The sequence below is a fragment of the Burkholderia crassaminum genome, from assembly GCF_964265005.1.
Classification (GTDB): Bacteria; Pseudomonadota; Gammaproteobacteria; order Burkholderiales; family Burkholderiaceae; genus Burkholderia.
The window spans coordinates 1,758,943-1,771,736 of the sequence record NZ_OZ183800.1; the positions used below are offsets into that span (position 1 = coordinate 1,758,943).

11 protein-coding genes are annotated in these 12,794 nt (G+C 69.4%); 7 read left to right on the plus strand and 4 right to left on the minus strand.

The annotated features are described in order from the left end of the window. Nucleotides 1-16: 16 nt before the first annotated feature. The 3 genes from ACPTTF_RS24890 to ACPTTF_RS24900 form a co-directional block, all read right to left on the minus strand. On the minus strand, nt 17-904 hold the full coding sequence (locus tag ACPTTF_RS24890; protein WP_423368630.1) for an isocitrate lyase/PEP mutase family protein: 888 nt from the start codon (nt 902-904) through the stop codon (nt 17-19). Between the two features lie 8 nt (nt 905-912). Beyond that, nucleotides 913-1,803 (minus strand): amidohydrolase family protein, encoded by an 891-nt coding sequence (locus ACPTTF_RS24895; protein ID WP_423368631.1) that lies wholly within the window; start codon nt 1,801-1,803, stop codon nt 913-915. 64 nt (nt 1,804-1,867) lie between these two features. Beyond that, nucleotides 1,868-3,163 (minus strand): MFS transporter, encoded by a 1,296-nt coding sequence (locus ACPTTF_RS24900; protein ID WP_423368632.1) that lies wholly within the window; start codon nt 3,161-3,163, stop codon nt 1,868-1,870. Nucleotides 3,164-3,286: 123 nt separating this feature from the next. On the opposite strand from ACPTTF_RS24900, the gene ACPTTF_RS24905 reads away from it, so the two are divergent. The 3 genes from ACPTTF_RS24905 (at nt 3,287) to ACPTTF_RS24915 (ending at nt 6,614) form a co-directional block, all read left to right on the plus strand. Continuing rightward, the gene (locus tag ACPTTF_RS24905) at nt 3,287-4,183 is read left to right on the plus strand and encodes a LysR family transcriptional regulator (protein ID WP_423368633.1); all 897 of its coding nucleotides are present in this window, start codon (nt 3,287-3,289) and stop codon (nt 4,181-4,183) included. A 320-nt stretch (nt 4,184-4,503) separates the two neighbouring features. After that, on the plus strand, nt 4,504-5,688 hold the full coding sequence (locus ACPTTF_RS24910; protein ID WP_423368634.1) for a thiolase family protein: 1,185 nt from the start codon (nt 4,504-4,506) through the stop codon (nt 5,686-5,688). A gap of 260 nt (nt 5,689-5,948) precedes the next feature. After that, nucleotides 5,949-6,614 (plus strand): cation diffusion facilitator family transporter, encoded by a 666-nt coding sequence (locus tag ACPTTF_RS24915; protein ID WP_423368635.1) that lies wholly within the window; start codon nt 5,949-5,951, stop codon nt 6,612-6,614. A gap of 208 nt (nt 6,615-6,822) precedes the next feature. Here the strand turns inward: ACPTTF_RS24915 and ACPTTF_RS24920 are convergent, their stop codons facing one another. After that, nucleotides 6,823-8,013, minus strand: coding sequence for a helix-turn-helix transcriptional regulator (locus ACPTTF_RS24920; protein WP_423368636.1), 1,191 nt, complete (start codon nt 8,011-8,013; stop codon nt 6,823-6,825). Nucleotides 8,014-8,294: 281 nt separating this feature from the next. On the opposite strand from ACPTTF_RS24920, the gene ACPTTF_RS24925 reads away from it, so the two are divergent. The 4 genes from ACPTTF_RS24925 to ACPTTF_RS24940 all read left to right on the plus strand — a co-directional run bounded on the left by ACPTTF_RS24925 (nt 8,295) and on the right by ACPTTF_RS24940 (nt 12,278). Further along, nucleotides 8,295-9,233, plus strand: coding sequence for an alpha/beta hydrolase (locus ACPTTF_RS24925; RefSeq protein ID WP_423368637.1), 939 nt, complete (start codon nt 8,295-8,297; stop codon nt 9,231-9,233). Next, nucleotides 9,230-10,354, plus strand: coding sequence for a bifunctional 3,4-dihydroxy-2-butanone-4-phosphate synthase/GTP cyclohydrolase II (gene ribBA / locus ACPTTF_RS24930; RefSeq protein ID WP_423368638.1), 1,125 nt, complete (start codon nt 9,230-9,232; stop codon nt 10,352-10,354). The genes ACPTTF_RS24925 and ribBA overlap by 4 nt, the downstream gene beginning before the upstream one ends. A 152-nt stretch (nt 10,355-10,506) precedes the next feature. Further along, nucleotides 10,507-10,935: a helix-turn-helix domain-containing protein gene (locus ACPTTF_RS24935; RefSeq protein ID WP_423368639.1), complete on the plus strand. Its 429-nt coding sequence runs from the start codon at nt 10,507-10,509 to the stop codon at nt 10,933-10,935. 2 nt (nt 10,936-10,937) lie between these two features. Continuing rightward, complete coding sequence (locus ACPTTF_RS24940; protein WP_423368640.1) at nt 10,938-12,278, plus strand: type II toxin-antitoxin system HipA family toxin; 1,341 nt, start codon at nt 10,938-10,940, stop codon at nt 12,276-12,278. The last annotated feature ends 516 nt before the right edge of the window (nt 12,279-12,794 follow it).

The window sequence follows — 12,794 nt, forward strand, 5'->3', positions numbered from 1 at the left end:
CCGTGTACCGGCGCGCTTACGCGCGATCGGCCCCGTAGCGGGCGTCGAGCGCGTCGAAGCGCGCCTTGTCGACGAGCCGCTGCCGTTCGGCGAACGGCGCGACGAGTGCGGGATCCTCGTCGAGCCGGCCCGTATCACGCAGCGTGGTCAACGCGGCCTGCATCCCGCGCACCGCGCCCTGCAGCGCCGCGTTCGCGTACAGCACCACGCCGTAGCCGAGGCGAGCCAGCTCGTCGCGCGAGCGCGTCGGGGTCTTGCCGCCGATCACGATGTTGATGAGCTGCGGCGTATCGAACAGCGCCGGCAGCCGCTCGACGTCCTCCGGCGTTTCCATTGCCTCGATGAACAGCACGTCCGCGCCGGCTTCCGCGTAGCGGTGCGCGCGCTCGATCGCGTCGTCGATGCCGTGGACGGCGGCCGCATCCGTGCGCGCGACGATCAGCAGGTTCGGATCCACGCGCGCGTCGACGGCCGCCTTCAGCTTGCCGACCATCTCGCCGGCCGGAATCACCTCCTTGCCCGCGAAATGGCCGCATTTCTTCGGCAGCACCTGATCCTCGAGCTGGATCGCGTCGGCGCCGCTGCGCTCGAGCGTGCGCACGGTGTGCAGCACGTTCAGCGCATTGCCGAAACCCGTATCGGCATCGACCATCAACGGCAGCTCCACCGCATCGCGCACGCGCGCGGTGTGCTCGGCCAGCTCGCCGAGCCCGACGAAGCCGAGATCGGGCAAGCCGAGCGACATGTTGGTGACGCCGGCGCCGCTCAGGTACAGCGCGCCGAAGCCGAGATCGGCCGCGACCCGGGCGCTGAGCGCATTGAACGTGCCGGCGACGAGCAGCCCCTGGCGGGCGGCGATGCTGCGCCGGAAGCCGGCGCGACGAAGTGCGGTGTGATCGGACATAGTGGGCCTCATTGGTCGAAACGAAACAGGGTTCGCGGCGCATCGCGCAACACGCGCATGCGCTCGCCGGTGTCGGGCAGCCAGCGCACGAGCGCCGCATACGCGGCATCGAAATCGACGCGCTCGCGGTGCTGCGTGTGCGGCCAGTCGCTGCCCCACACCAGCCGCTCGGCCGTGAACGCGGTGCGCAGCGCGCGTGCGGCACCGAACGCGTCGATCGCGCCGTCGCCGGCCACGCTGTTGCGATACGCGGCCGACAGCTTGACCCAGACGCGGCCGGTATCCGCGAGCAGCAGCAGGCGGCGGAAGCTCGGCGCGCGCTCGCCGAGCGCGGGCGACGGGCGGCCGAAATGGTCGATCACGAGCGTGCACGACTGCGCGAGCAACGGCGCGGTGATCGCATGCAGATCCTCGATGCCGCGATGGATCTCGACATGCCAGCGGAGCGCATTGATGCGGGAGAACAGCGCACGCCACGCGGGCGCGCAGAAATCCGGGATCGGCAGCCCGACGAGGTTCAGCCGTATCCCCACCACGCCCGCCCGGTCGAGTGCGTCGAGATCGCCGTCCGAAATTTCCGGATCGACCACCGCGACACCGCGGAAGCGGCGCGGGTAGCGGCGCAGCACGTCGACGAAGTACGTGTTGTCGGTGCCGAGGAAGCTCGGCTGCACCAGCACCGCGTGCGTGATGCCGTGCGCGGAGAGGTGCGCGACGTACGCGTCGAGCGACGCATCGTAGTCGGGTGCATGCCGGACCACGGGCGCGAGCGGCAGGCCGTGCGTGAACACGTGCGCATGCGCATCGATGGCGGCGACGGCAGGGTTCCCGGCGTACCACGCGTCCACTGACGGCGCGGCCGGAACCTGTTCGACGAGGTGATTCACGAGGCGATCCATGACGAGTCTGCAAGAGGCGCCCGGCCGCTGCGCCGGGCGATTCGATGACGGGAGGCGGTGAACCCTACAGCGACGCCTCGGCGCGCGGCCGGGTTTCGGCATCCGCTTCGCCGCCCGGCGCCGCGTCGGACAGCCGCCGGCTGCGCGTTTCGGGCAGGAACCACACCGCGATCACGACCAGCCCGTACGCGATGCCCGCGTCGATGCCGAGTGCCGTGCCGAGCGGCAGCGACTCGCCCATCCGCCCGACCAGCACCGGGAAGCCGGCCGACGCGATGCGGCCGAAGTTGTAGCAAAAGCCGACGCCGCGGCCGCGCACGTTGCGCGGGTAAAGCTCGTTGAAGAGCGTGCCGAGCGTCGCCGGGATGCCGGCCGAGAACAGCCCGAGCGGAAAACCGAGCAGCAGCATCGCGATGTCGTTCAGCGGCAGGAACACATACAGGTTCACCATCACCGCGCAGCACGCGGCGAACAGCATCACGTTGCGGCGGCGGCCGATCCGGTCCTGCAGGTACGCGCTGAGGAAGCAGCCGCAGATGAACGCGACGATCACGACCGCGAGATACGCGCCGGTGCCCAGCACCGACAGATGCCGCTCGGTCTTCAGGTAGGTCGGCAGCCAGATCGTAATCGCGTGATAGCCGCCATGCGCACCGACGCCGATCAGCCCGCCGACGACCGTCGCGCGCACGACGGAGCGGTCGAAGATGCCGATCGTCGGCCCTTCGTCTGCGCTCGCCTTTGCCTGCGCCGTCGCGTCGGCCGGCGTCGCGCGCGGCGGCTCCGGAATCGCGCGACGGATATACAGCACCAGCAGCGCGGGCAGCGCGCCGATCGCGAACAGCACGCGCCACGCCCATTCGGCCGGCAGCCAGGCGAACACCAGCATGTACAGCAGCACGGCGCCGCCCCAGCCGAAGCCCCAGGCACTCTGCACGATGCCCATCGCCTTGCCGCGATGGCGCGCGCCGACCGTTTCGGCGAGCAGCACCGCGCCGGCGGTCCACTCTCCGCCGAACCCGAGCCCCTGCAGCGCCTTCAGCACCAGCAACTGCTCGAAGTTTTGCGCGAATGCGCTCAGGAACGTGAACAGCGAGAACCAGCACACGGTGATCTGCAGCGCACGCACGCGCCCGTAGCGGTCGGCGATCACGCCGGCCAGCAGCCCGCCGAGCGCGCCCGCCACGAGCGTCGCGCCGCCGATCAGGCCGGCCTGCCCCTTGCCGATGCCCCAGGTCGTGAGCAGCGCGGGGATCACGAGGCTGAACATCTGCGTGTCGAGCCCGTCGAGCGCCCAGCCGGCAAAGCAGCCGCGCAACGTGCGCCGTTCGGTCGTCGAGAGCTCGCGGGTCCAGTTCAATGCAGGTCTCCTCGTGTGGTCGTTCCGTCGTCATGCGCCGGATGTTGTGGCCCGATGAGCATCCTATGAAGCGTGGCGATAATTCGCTACCATGTTTTGAATAATTATTCATAACGTGAGCTTATGGAAATCAGGCACGTTCGCTACTTCCTCGCGATCGTCGATACGGGTAGCTTCACGCGCGCGGCCAACGAGCTCGGCATTGCGCAGCCGGCGCTCAGCCAGGCGCTGAACCGGATGGAGAAGGAGCTGGGCGTGCGGCTGTTCGACCGCTCGCGGCGCGGGGCCACGCTGACGGCGGCCGGCCTGGCGATGGTCGACGACCTGCGCCTGAGCCTCGCGCGCCTCGACGCAGCCGCACACCGGGCCGGCGAGATCGGCGCGCAGCGCGCCGGGCGCCTGACGATCGGGTTTGTCAGCGCCGCGCTGTTCGACACGCTGCCGCGCGCGATCCGCGCGCTGCGCGAAAACACGCCCGACGTCGAGCTCGTGATGCGCGAAATGAGCAATGCCGAACAGGCGATCGCGCTCGAGCGCGGCGAGATCGACATCGGCTTGCTGCATACGCCGGTCGCGGTCAATGGCCGGATGCGCGAGAAGCTGATCCGGCGCGACCCGCTCGTCGCCGTGTTGCCGAAGGATTTCCGGCGCCAGCCCGACGGCACGGTCACGCTGCAGGACCTCGCCGGCACCGGTCTCGTATGGTTTCCGCACGACCAGCTGCCGCTGATCCGCGCGGGCATCCTGAGTGCATTCCGGCAGGCCGGACACCCGGTCGACATCGTGCTCGACGTGAACCGCACGCTGACCGTGATCTCGTGCGTCGCCGCCGGGTGCGGCGTGTCGCTGCTGCCGCATTCGATCCATACCTTCGCGTTCGAAGGCGTCGCCTACAGCACCATCCGCGATGGCGGAGCGCTGCCGCGGTTCGAACTCAGCGCGATCTGGCCCGCGCGGTCGCGCCCGACGCTCGCGGATCGCTTCGCCGCGCTGCTGCCGTCGGCGGACGCGCAGCGCTGACCGGCCGCGCCACGTCAGGCGACTGACATCGCCCTGCCGCCGTCGACCGGCGGCAACGGGCGAACGCGCCGTTCCGCCTGCTCCACACGCCCTGTCCCTTCATCTCGCGCGCAAAGCCCCCGTTGACAGTATGCATATGCATAGATACCGTTCAGTCACATGGCGGCGCGTGATCCGGGCATCGGAGGCGGCCGCGTTGCGCGGCGTCGGCGGTCCTGCCGGCGTCACGGCGCAATCGAACCGGCGACGCGAATGGCGCGGCGTGCCCCGTTCGCAATTGACTCGTCCGCGCAGCTTGCAACGCGATCCAGGAATGCATCATGAGTACACGCGAAATCGTCATCTGCCATCCCGTCCGGACACCGATTGGCACGTTCAACGGCGCCCTGAAGGACACCCCGGCCACCGAACTCGGGGCGATTGCCGTGCGCGAAACCTTGCGGCGCAGCGGCCTCGACGGCGCGGCGATCGACACGGTCGTGCTGGGCAACGTGATCCAGGCCGGCAACAAGATGAACCCCGCCCGGCAAGCCGCCATCGGCGCGGGCCTGCCGGTCAAGGTGCCGGCGCTGACGGTCAACCGTGTCTGCGGCTCCGGCGCGCAGGCGGTCGTCAATGCCGCGCAGGAGATCCTGCTGGGTTACGCGAACGCAGCGATCGCCGGCGGCATGGAAAGCATGGAGCGCGCGCCGTACCTGCTCGACGGCGCACGCTGGGGGTACCGGATGGGCGACGCGCCGATCCGCGACAGCATGCTGCGCGACGGCCTCGTCGATGCGTTTTCCGACCAGCATTCGGGTTGGCATACCGAGGATCTCGCGAGCCAGCTCGACATCTCGCGGGACCGCCAGGATCGCTGGGCGCTCCGCTCGCAGCAGCGCTTTTCCACCGCGCTGGCGGACGGCAAGTTCGACGCCGAACTCGTGCCGGTCGAGGTCCTGCAGCGCAAGGCGCGCGTCGCGTTTGCGCGCGACGAGACGCCGCGCCCCGACACGACGCTCGAAGCGCTCGCGAAACTGAAGCCCGCGTTCCGCCCGGACGGCACGATTACCGCGGGCAATGCGCCGGGCCTGAACAGCGGCGCAGCCGCGATGCTGGTGGCCGATCGTGCGTTCGCCGATGCGCACGGCATCGCGCCGAGCGCCCGGCTGGTTGCGTTCGGCGTGGCCGCGGTCGAGCCCGGCATGTTCGGGCTCGGCCCGGTGCCGGCCGTGAAGATCGCGCTGGAGCGGGCGGGCTGGGCGGTGGCCGACGTCGAGCGTTTCGAGATCAACGAAGCGTTCGCGGTCGTGCCGATCGCGGTGGCCGGCCAGCTCGGCATCGCCGAGGAAATCGTCAACGTCGAAGGCGGCGCGATCGCGCACGGCCATGCGATCGGCGCGACGGGCGCGGTGCTGACGACGCGCCTGATCCACTCGATGCGGCGCGATGGCATCAAGCGCGGCATCGTCACGCTGTGCATCGGCGGCGGCCAGGGCATCGCGCTGGCGATCGAGACGCTTTGAGCTGAAACGGGCGCGGCCGCATCGACGATTTCGACGAAAGGGAGAAGCCGCGGACGATGGGGGGCGCGGTGGAGGTTGGCAGGTTGCGCGGGACACGGTGCGGCCAGTCGCCTTCGCGGCGCGTCGCCATTTCGGCGGGCGGCCCGGACACGTGCATACGCATCCCGCGCGGATTCGGCGATTCCGCCCGTGTCACCGATCTGCCACCGTCGCCCGGTAGCGTTCGGGTCTGACCCACGCTATCGACAGACGAATCCGCCATGCAGCGCACGTCGCGCGCCACGCCCCACGTTTATACGGCCACGTCCCGCGCCCTCGCCGTCAGCCTCGCGATCAACCTGCTGCTGCTCGCCGTCGAGACGGTCGCGGCGTGGTCCGCACATTCGTCGGGGCTGCTCGCGGATGTCGCGCACGCGGCGATCGATCTCGCGGCCGATGCGCTGATCCTCGTTGCGTGCCGGCTCGACGCACGCCTGCCGCCGGAGCGGCGCCCGACCTACGAGCCGCTTGCGCTCGCGGGCCTCGGCGCGTTGCTCGTTGCGACCGGCGCGCAGATGATCTGGCACGCGATGAACCGGTTCGCTACGCCGCCCGCCGTGCAGCCGGGCGCGACGACGCTCGCGCTCGTTACCGTTACGCTCGCCGGCAAGGCCGTGCTGTCGCACTGGATGCTGCGCAAGGCGCGCGAAACGGGCTCCGCGCTGCTCGAGGCGAGCGGCTGGCATGTCCGGACCGATGCGCTGTCGTCGTTGCTGGCGGCGCTCGCGATGAGCGCGGCATGGGTCGGGTTCGGCCGTCTTGACGATCTGGCCGCGCTCGCGATCGGCGCACTGGTGATCCGCACGGGCGCCGGTTTCATCCGGCGCGGTTGCGCGCAGTGGCCGGCGCTGGCGTCATGGGCGGATCGCTCCACGCGCGGGTCGTGAACGCGCCCGGCATCGCCGTGTGTCGGGCATCCGGTCTCCGCAGGCTGCTGCGTTGAATGAAGAAGAGGCTCGCGCGGGTGCGAGCCTCTTTTGCATGATGTCGTCTCCGCCGCGCGGCAAGTGACACGTGCCACGTGCCACGTCGACCGTTGCCGATGTATCGCCAGACGAATGCGGCCGGTTCCGATGGATCTGCGTCGGCTGTCGCTTACCCCAGCGGCACGACGCTCCCGAGCAGAATCCGCACGAGCGTCGCCTGGCGCGTGACGCCTGTCTTCGAGAAGATCGCGCGCAGGTGCGTGCGCGCCGTGTTCTTGCTGATCCCCGATTCCTCCGCAGCCTCCTCGAGCGTCAGCCCGTTCGTCAGCAGCAGCGCGAGCGACGTCTCGGCGGGCGTCAGGTCGAACAGCTTGCGGATGATTTCCTGTGCGCCCTCCGGCTTGCGGTCGGGGTCGCGCAGGAACAGCGTGACGGCCGGGCGCCGCTTGTTGTCCTCCGACCAGTCGGACAGCAGCACCGTGCGCACCAGCAGCCCGAGGCGCGGCTTGTCGAAGCTGCGCGTGATCGGCATCGCCTCGACGGTCGCCGCGGCCGTGCCGTGGTGCCCCATCACCGCGTGGCGGATCAGCCGCTTGAGCGTGCGGTTCTCCTGCGCGTCGGTCGCCTCGATCGTGCCGCGCGCAATCGTCAGACCGTTGTTCTGCTTGAGGATCTCGTCGGCGACGCTGTTCATGTCGATGATCGTGCCGTTCTCGTCGAGCGCGATCGTGCCGACCTGCATCCGGTCGATCGCGTTCGCATAGATCGACCGTTCGACCTCGGCCGAGTCGAGCCGCGAATGCAGTTCGATCGCACGCTTCAGGTGCGGCAGCAGCAGCGCGCAGATCGCCTTGTCGCGTGCGGAGAACTGCTTCGACGCATGGTTGCGGCACACGCGGAACCGGCACTCGACGCCCGACGGCGTGCGCAGGTCGGCGCCGAGGATATAGCGCACGTCCTGCGGCTTCAGGAACTGCTTGTACAACTCGCTCGACAGCCAGCCGGTGTCGCCGAACACGTCGTCGACCGTGACAACGCGATCGGCCGGCAGGCCGACGAACGGGTCGAGCGAATAGTAGTAATCGTTGTAAGCCGCCTGGCCGTCGCCCGGGACGACCGGGCCGAACTCCGATGCATGCACCGACAGCGGCGCGCGGCGGTCGCTCGCGGCCGCGCGCAGGATCAGCGTCACGTAGTTCGCGTGCAGCCAGCGGCGGACCAGTTCGAGCGCACCGGCCCACGGCGGCGTCTCCAGCGGCCCCTGGTAGATGCGCGCCATCAGCTCGCTGAAATCCGCGACGCCGATATCGGCCTCGTCACTGGTTGCCTGGCTCTCTTGCGGAGCCCATCTCGTCTCCATCAGCACGCTCCATCCTCCATACGACATGTTTCCGGCGCGACTCAACCGCGCCGCCATGATTAAGACGCGTCTAAATTCCGGCGTCATCGGGAGATTCACTGAATGGTGAGAATTGGCCATCCGTGCGAACCAACCATCGTCCGATCGGATGATGTGGCGCCCTGCCCGCTGCGCTGGAATGCCCGTCAGGCCGTGCCGGCAAGCGTCCGGCGCGGACTCAGGGAAAACCGTGACACGGGTTTACCTGATTCAAACCGAATCCGATTCAGACAGGAGTTCCCATGCCGCTCGACCCACAGGCGCAGGCGCTGCTCGCCGCGTTCGCCCAGGCACCCGCGATCGATTTCGCGCAGCTCACCGTTCCCGCGTATCGCGCGAGTCTTGCCGCCGGCGGCGCGTTCGCCCCGGGCGATGCCGTCGCCGCCGAAGAGGACTGGCAGATTCCCGCAGCGGGCCGTCAGTTGTCCGCACGGCTGTATCGCCCCGTGGCCGACGGGCCGTTGCCGCTGACCGTGTTCTTCCACGGCGGCGGCTTCGTGTCGTGCGGCATCGATTCGCACGCGAACCTGTGTCGCAGCCTCGCGGCCCGTGCGCGCACGCTCGTGCTGTCGGTCGACTACCGGCTCGCGCCCGAGGCGCGTTTCCCGGCCGCCGCGCACGACGCATGCGACGCCGTGCGCTGGGCCGCCGCCAGTGCGCGCGATCTGGGCGCACGCGCCGGCGCGCTGGCGGTCGCCGGCGACAGCGCCGGCGGTAATCTTGCGGCGGTCGCCGCGCTGCAGTTGCGTGGCTCGGGCCTCGCGATCGCGCACCAGTTGCTGCTGTATCCGGTCGTCGATTGCGCGACCGAGCATCCGTCGTACGAAACGCTCGGCAACGGCTATTTCCTGACGGCGGACATGATGCGCTGGTTCAAGCACCACTATTTCGACGACGGCGCCGATCGCGCGTCGCCGCTTGCAAGCCCGCTCGCCGCGCCCGACCTCGCGGGCGCGGCGCCGGCGACGATCGTCAGCGCCGAATTCGATCCGCTGCGCGACGAGGCCGAAGCGTATGCGTTGCGTCTCGCACAGGCCGGCACGCCGGTGACCCTCGTGCGCTGGCCGGGCCAGCTTCACGGTTTCGCGAGCATGCTCGGTGCGGTCGATGCGGCCGAAAGCGTGTTGACCTTCGGCGCCGACGCACTGCGCCGCGCGTTCGACGCGACGGAGGCACCATGACACTCGCCGGCACGCTGGAGATCGTCGACGAGCTGCGTGCGGGCCGGATGGTCCTGCTCGTCGACGAAGAGGATCGCGAGAATGAAGGCGATCTCGTGATCGCGGCCGATCACGTGACGCCGGAAGCGATCAATTTCATGGCGCGTTTCGGGCGCGGGCTGATCTGCCTGACGCTGACCGCCGAGCGCTGCCAGCAACTGAGGCTGCCGCCGATGGCCGATCACAACGGCACGCCGTTCGGCACCGCGTTCACCGTCAGCATCGAGGCAGCCGAAGGCGTGACGACCGGCATTTCGGCGGCCGATCGCGCGCATACGATTCGCGCGGCGGTGCGATCCGGCGCGCGCCCCGACGATCTCGTGCAACCGGGCCACGTGTTTCCGATCGCCGCACGCCCGGGCGGCGTGCTCGTGCGCGCGGGGCACACCGAGGCCGGCTGCGATCTCGCGGCGCTCGCCGGGCTCACGCCCGCATCGGTGATCTGCGAGGTGATGAACGACGACGGCACGATGGCGCGGCTGCCCGAGCTGAAGGCGTTCGCCGCGCATCACGGGCTGAAGATCGGCACGATCGCCGACCTGATCCATTACCGGCGCGAACACGAATCGCTCGTCGAACGCATCGGCGAGCGGCCGCTGCATACGCCGTGGGGACGCTTTCGCGCGATCGAGTATCGCGACACCGTGCACGGCGCGCCGCATCTCGCGCTCGTGCGCGGCGAGCCCGATCCGTCAACGCCGGTGCTGACGCGCGTGCACGAATGCCACTCGCTGCTCGACCTGCTCGATGCGGAGCCGTCCGCGCATTCGTGGCCCCTGCATGCCGCGCTGCAACGGATCGACGCGGCCGGCTGCGGGGTGGCGGTATTGCTCGACTGCGACATGCGCGGCGACGCGATGCGGGTGCCGGCCGGCAATGCGCGCCGCGACGGGCGCGTGACGGGGATCGGCTCGCAGATCCTGCGCGAGCTCGGCGTGCGGCGGCTGAACGTGCTGTCGAGCCCGTTCCGGCTGCCCGCGCTGTCGGGGCACGACCTGGAGATCATGGCGTTCATTCCGCTCGGCGACGACGATCCGGAAAGCGCGCGAGGCGCGCACGCGAACCCGCTGCGGGCGGCGTGACGCGTTGCCGCGGGATGGCTGGCGGGTTGCCTGCTTGACAGGCTATCGTTTGTTTTTGTTGAATACAGTCTCAGGTTTGTATTTTGACAATACATGCTGTAGATTGTATTTTCAGATTACAAACGATCGCCTGTCATCCCGCGGAGCGCCCGATGGCCTTTCCTGTCCAGACCTTGACCCAGCTGCGTCCGATACTCGTCGGTTTCCGGAAATCCGCGGGGCTCACGCAGGCGCAACTGGCCGCCCGCCTGGGCGTCACGCAGCAATCCTACGCGCAGCTCGAAGCCAATCCGTCGGCGGTCAGCATCGAGCGGCTCTTCAAGGTGCTGAACACGCTCGGCGTTCGCATGACGCTCGCGCTGGGCACGCAGGACGAATCGGCGGAATCGGCCGATCCTGCTCCCGCTCCCGATGCGGTGCCGGCGGTTCGCAAACCCGCCGCGAGCAAACGCAAGCCGGATGCGGCGCGCAGCACCACGGCCGCCAAAAATCCAGTCCAACCCACGGCCGGCGCCGCGCGCAAGCGGCCCGCGTCGGCAGCACCCGGCAAGCCACGGGTGTCGAAGCGGGAGGACTGGTGACGATGGCCACGCGTGCCCGTCACGACCGGCTCGACCTGTGGATGAACGGCATTCCGGTCGGCTACTGGGAAATCCGGCGCGGCGTCGAGCGGCTCGTCTACCTGCCGGCCTGGCTCGACGATCCACAGGGGCGGCCGCTGTCGCTGTCGCTGCCCTTCACGCCCGGCAACCAGCCGCACCAGGGCACGATCGTCGCCGACTACTTCGACAACCTGCTGCCGGACAGCGAGCCGATCCGCCGCCGCATCGCGCAGCGTTACCGGCTCCGGTCGACGGCGCCGTTCGAACTGCTCGCGTCGATCGGCCGCGATTGCGTCGGCGCGATCCAGATGCTGCCGCCCGACGAAACGCCCATCGATCTCGAGACGATCGACGGCGTGACGCTCGACGACGCCGCCGTCGCCGATGTTCTTCGCCACGCAACCGCCGCACCGATGCCCGGCCGCGCGGAGCCGGAAGGCGACCTGCGCCTGTCGATTGCCGGCGCGCAGGAAAAGACCGCGTTGCTGCGTCAGGGCAGCCGCTGGCTGCGGCCGTCGGGCAGCACGCCGACGACGCACATCTTCAAGCTGCCGCTCGGGCGTGTCGGGAACATGCAGGCCGACATGCGGACGTCCGTCGAAAACGAATGGCTGTGCTCGAAGCTCGTCGCCGCGTACGGTTTGCCGGTCGCGCCGTGCGAAATCGGCCGGTTCGACGACCAGAAGGCGCTGATCGTCGAGCGTTTCGACCGGCGTGCTTCGCGCGACCGTACGTGGATCCTGCGGTTGCCGCAGGAGGACATGTGCCAGGCGACCGGCACGCCGTCGGGCGCGAAATACGAGTCCGACGGCGGCCCGGGCATCGACACGATCATGGGCATCCTCGCGAATTCGGCCGACGCCGCGCACGACCGGCTGAATTTCTTCGTCGCGCAGCTCGTGTTCTGGGTGCTCGCGGCGATCGACGGGCATGCGAAGAACTTCAGCATCGCGCACTTGCCCGGCAACACGTATCGCAGCACGCCGCTGTACGACGTGCTGTCCGCGCACCCGATCATCGGCACGCGCCGCAACCAGCTTCCGCCGCGCCGCGCGCGGCTGGCGATGGCCGTGTGCGGGAAGAACCGGCACTACGTGATCGGCGAGATCCAGCCGCGCCACTGGATCGCGCAGGGCCGGCGCGTCGGCCTGACCGAAGACGACGTGCGCGCCGCGATGGCGGCCGTCGTCGCACGCACGGAACCCGCGATCGCCGAAGCCGCGGCGCAGATCCCGGCGGATTTTCCGATGGATGTGGCGGATGCGATCTTCGATGGCATGCGTCGGCAGGTTCGCAAGCTCCGGGCAGGCGATCTCGCGTGACGGGTCGATGGGGTGCGGTCGGGTTTGGGGCGGGCTTGACTCGAGCGTCTGATGAATCGCTTCGAAGCACTGAATCGGGATCTCGTCAGGAACGGGTTGCGCTGGCGCATTGGCCAGCACTGGCCAGGATTGAGAGCCCGATTCGGCGCTTCAATGCGCGGATTCGACGGATCGTCCGGCCCGGCCCGGCGACGCCGAAGCGGACGTAGCCAGCAACGCGTCCTGCCGGATGACGGAGTTCGCGGGGCGTGAGGCCGCCCCGCTGGCGACGCCGAAGCGGACGCAGACGGCAACGCGTCCCGCCGGATGACGAAGTTCGCGGGGCGTGAGGCCGCCTCGCTGGCGACGCCGAAGCGGACGCAGCCAGCAACGCGTCCTGCCGGATGACGAAGTTCGCGGGGCGTGAGGCCGACCCCGAGGAGCCCCCAGTCTGCACACCGGCTCGCCATCGCCGCCGTCGGCTCGTCCACCCGGACGATGCGCGCCTGCACCACCGTCGCACAATGGTCGCCGTGC

Coding starts and splice junctions, on each gene's coding strand:
- ACPTTF_RS24890 (WP_423368630.1), bottom strand. CDS start 904: ATGTCCGATCACACCGCACTTCGTCGCGCCGGCTTCCGGCGCAGCATC.
- ACPTTF_RS24935 (WP_423368639.1), top strand. CDS start 10,507: ATGGCCTTTCCTGTCCAGACCTTGACCCAGCTGCGTCCGATACTCGTC.
- ACPTTF_RS24895 (WP_423368631.1), bottom strand. CDS start 1,803: ATGGATCGCCTCGTGAATCACCTCGTCGAACAGGTTCCGGCCGCGCCG.
- ACPTTF_RS24910 (WP_423368634.1), top strand. CDS start 4,504: ATGAGTACACGCGAAATCGTCATCTGCCATCCCGTCCGGACACCGATT.
- ACPTTF_RS24920 (WP_423368636.1), bottom strand. CDS start 8,013: ATGGAGACGAGATGGGCTCCGCAAGAGAGCCAGGCAACCAGTGACGAG.
- ACPTTF_RS24915 (WP_423368635.1), top strand. CDS start 5,949: ATGCAGCGCACGTCGCGCGCCACGCCCCACGTTTATACGGCCACGTCC.
- ribBA (WP_423368638.1), top strand. CDS start 9,230: ATGACACTCGCCGGCACGCTGGAGATCGTCGACGAGCTGCGTGCGGGC.
- ACPTTF_RS24905 (WP_423368633.1), top strand. CDS start 3,287: ATGGAAATCAGGCACGTTCGCTACTTCCTCGCGATCGTCGATACGGGT.
- ACPTTF_RS24940 (WP_423368640.1), top strand. CDS start 10,938: ATGGCCACGCGTGCCCGTCACGACCGGCTCGACCTGTGGATGAACGGC.
- ACPTTF_RS24925 (WP_423368637.1), top strand. CDS start 8,295: ATGCCGCTCGACCCACAGGCGCAGGCGCTGCTCGCCGCGTTCGCCCAG.